Source organism: Streptomyces sp. NPDC001450 (assembly GCF_053597295.1).
In genome coordinates, this window is the sequence record NZ_JBSFHY010000126.1 from 1 (window position 1) to 2,578 (window position 2,578).

Here is a 2,578-nt window from a genome sequence, read left to right on the forward strand (position 1 = left end):
GTCTCCCCACACCGCACCGTCGATCACGTCGGTCTCCGCGCTCAGCGCACCACGGAACGACACGCCCCTCCCCGGCCCCCGGACCCTGGTTCGGCGCGATCCCGTCGAGGCCCGGTTCATGCTTCCCGCGCACGAGATGCTGGTCGGCTGCCTGCGACGTGCCGCCGGCGCGGTGCTCTCGCGCTGGCAGCTGTCCGTCGACGAACAGGATTCGGCCCTGCTGATCGTGGGAGAACTGGCTGCGAACGCCGCTGTCCACGGGCGAAGCGAGATGTTCCTGCACATGGTCCTCACCCAGGGCACTCTGGGCATCGTCGTAGGCGATCACGGAGAACCTGCTCCGGCTCATCGGCGTCCCGCGGACGACGACCCGGATGAGCGCGGCCGCGGTCTCGACATCGTGCACGCCCTGTCCACCCGGGTCGACCTGCACCACGGCGACCATGGCACCTGGATCCTGGCCCGCATCGCTGTCACACCCCGCGGCCCGGGAGCAGACTGAGTCCCGGGCCGCCGGATGAGCGGGACGCAGGCGGTGTCGGAAGCAGCGCGCGGCCGACTACGCAGGGATCGGCGCGCCGTCGCGGTGGAACGGCGGTTGAGCACCCGCCCGCGTGCAGGTGTCGGCTGCGACTCCGACGGCGTATGCAAGCAGGCGGGCGAGTTCGCCGTCGCTCAGTTCCGCGACACCTCGTGGGCTGAGTCGATCGGTCCAGTGCAGATGGGCGAGCGCGCCCGCGGTAAAGGCGTCGCCCGCCCCGACCGTGTCGACCACCTCGACCTTCGGGGCGGACATGTGCGCGCGAGCCTTGCGCCCCGCACCCCAGGCGCCCCGCGCACCCAGCGTGACAAGGACGCACTTCACTCCGGACTCCAGCCAGCGCTCGGCCACCAGCTCGTACGGCTGCCCCGGGCAGAGCCAGGCCAAATCCTCTTCGCTCACCTTGACGACGTCGGCGAACTCTGTCCATTCGGCGAGTCGCCGGAGATAGCGAGAGCGGTCGCTGATCAGCTCTGGTCGCACGTTCGGATCGAGGCTCACCAGCCTGTGCTCCGCCTCCAGGCGCAGCAGTCCGTCGAGAGTCGAGGCGAGAGGTTCCAGCACCAGACCAAGCGAGCGGACGTGCAGGGCCGCCCCTTCGGGCAGCCGGCCGGCGTCCGGCAGGGTGGCGAGGTGCTCAGGCCGCAGGCCGCGGTAGGCCCCACCGTTCGCGTGGAAGGAGTAGGCGGCGGATCCGTTGTCGCGCAGCCGGACGGCAGCCAGGGTGGTCGGGTCGGAGGTGGCCAGTACATGAGTCAGCAGAGTGCCGGATTCTGCGAGGTGGGCGCGCAGCAGGTCGCCGAAGTGGTCGTCGGAGATGCGTGTGAGCAAGCTGGCGGGCAGCCGAGGCCAGCCGCGACGTTGAGGCAGGAGCCTCCCGGTGAGGCTGGTATGCCATGTCGCCGGTGGTCGTCCGGGCGGGGGTGGGGTCGACCAGTGCGTCCCCGGCAACGACGACGGCGTGTCCTGCGGGGGTCGGGCTGAGTCTCATGCGGGATTCCTCGGAAGCGGCGGCAAGGTGGGCGGTGGGTGGCTGGGGGTGGAACGCCGGGCCCGGGCGCTGAACTGCTGGTGGCCGCGTCAGCGGCGACGGAAAGCGAAACGGAGACGTCTCGCCTCTACGGGACGACGAGACGATGTATCGCTAAAATATTTCTCGCAAGATGTGTTAACAACGGCGCAGTACGCTGCTAATAATTCCGCCATCGATGCCACACCCCACACCCGGGGAGGCATCCGTCTTCCTCAGCCGAGCCTCGGTCGACGTCACGACGAGAGCCCTCGCTGAGCGGTTGCACCCACAAGCCGTGCCGCCATGAGTGCTCACCGGCAGTTTTCCGATCCACCCGCACGAGAGGTCCCCGTCATGCGTCCGACGCGCTTCACCCGATCGACGAGATATGCCCTGATGGCCTGTGCCGCCACCACCGCCCTGCTCGCCACCGCCTGCTCCGGAGCCGGGGCCGGTGGCTCGTCGTCGGACGGCAAGAGCATCAACGTGCTGATGGTCGGCAATCCGCAGATGGAGGACATCGCGAAGCTGACGCGGAGCACCTTCACGAAGGAAACCGGCATCAAGGTGAACTTCACGGTGCTGCCCGAGAACGAGCTGCGCGACAAGGTCACCCAGGACATCGCCACCAAAGCCGGGCAGTACGACGTCGCCACCATCGGCGCCTATGAGGTGCCCATCTGGTACAAGAACGGCTGGCTGCACGAACTCAGCTCCTACGCCGACCAGGACAAGAGCTTCGACGAGGGCGACCTGCTCAAGCCGATGGTGCAGTCGGTGTCCGGTTCGGACGGCAAGCTCTACGCCCTGCCGTTCTACGGCGAGTCGTCATTCCTCATGTACCGCAAGGACGTGTTCGCCCAGAAGGGCCTGAAGATGCCGGAGCATCCGACCTGGCAGCAGGTGGCCGACCTGGCGGCGAAGGCCGACGGTGCGCAGCCGGGGATGAGGGGCATCTGCCTGCGCGGCCTGGCGGGCTGGGGTGAGCTGGGGGCGCCGTTGACCAGCGTGGTCAACACCTTCGG

The 2,578-nt window shown here is 68.5% G+C and carries 3 protein-coding genes; 2 read left to right on the forward strand and 1 reads right to left on the reverse strand.

Annotated features, from left to right (window positions below):
* Positions 1–502: ATP-binding protein (locus ACWC5O_RS45250; protein WP_450781365.1), on the forward strand; the 502-nt coding region annotated here is incomplete at its 5' end.
* A 57-nt stretch (positions 503–559) separates the two neighbouring features.
* Here the strand turns inward: ACWC5O_RS45250 and ACWC5O_RS45255 are convergent.
* Positions 560–1,372 (reverse strand): carbohydrate kinase family protein, encoded by an 813-nt coding sequence (locus ACWC5O_RS45255; protein ID WP_450592527.1) that lies wholly within the window; start codon positions 1,370–1,372, stop codon positions 560–562.
* 535 nt (positions 1,373–1,907) lie between these two features.
* Between ACWC5O_RS45255 and ACWC5O_RS45260 the strand changes: the two genes are divergently transcribed.
* Positions 1,908–2,578: ABC transporter substrate-binding protein (locus ACWC5O_RS45260; RefSeq protein WP_450781367.1), on the forward strand; the 671-nt coding region annotated here is incomplete at its 3' end.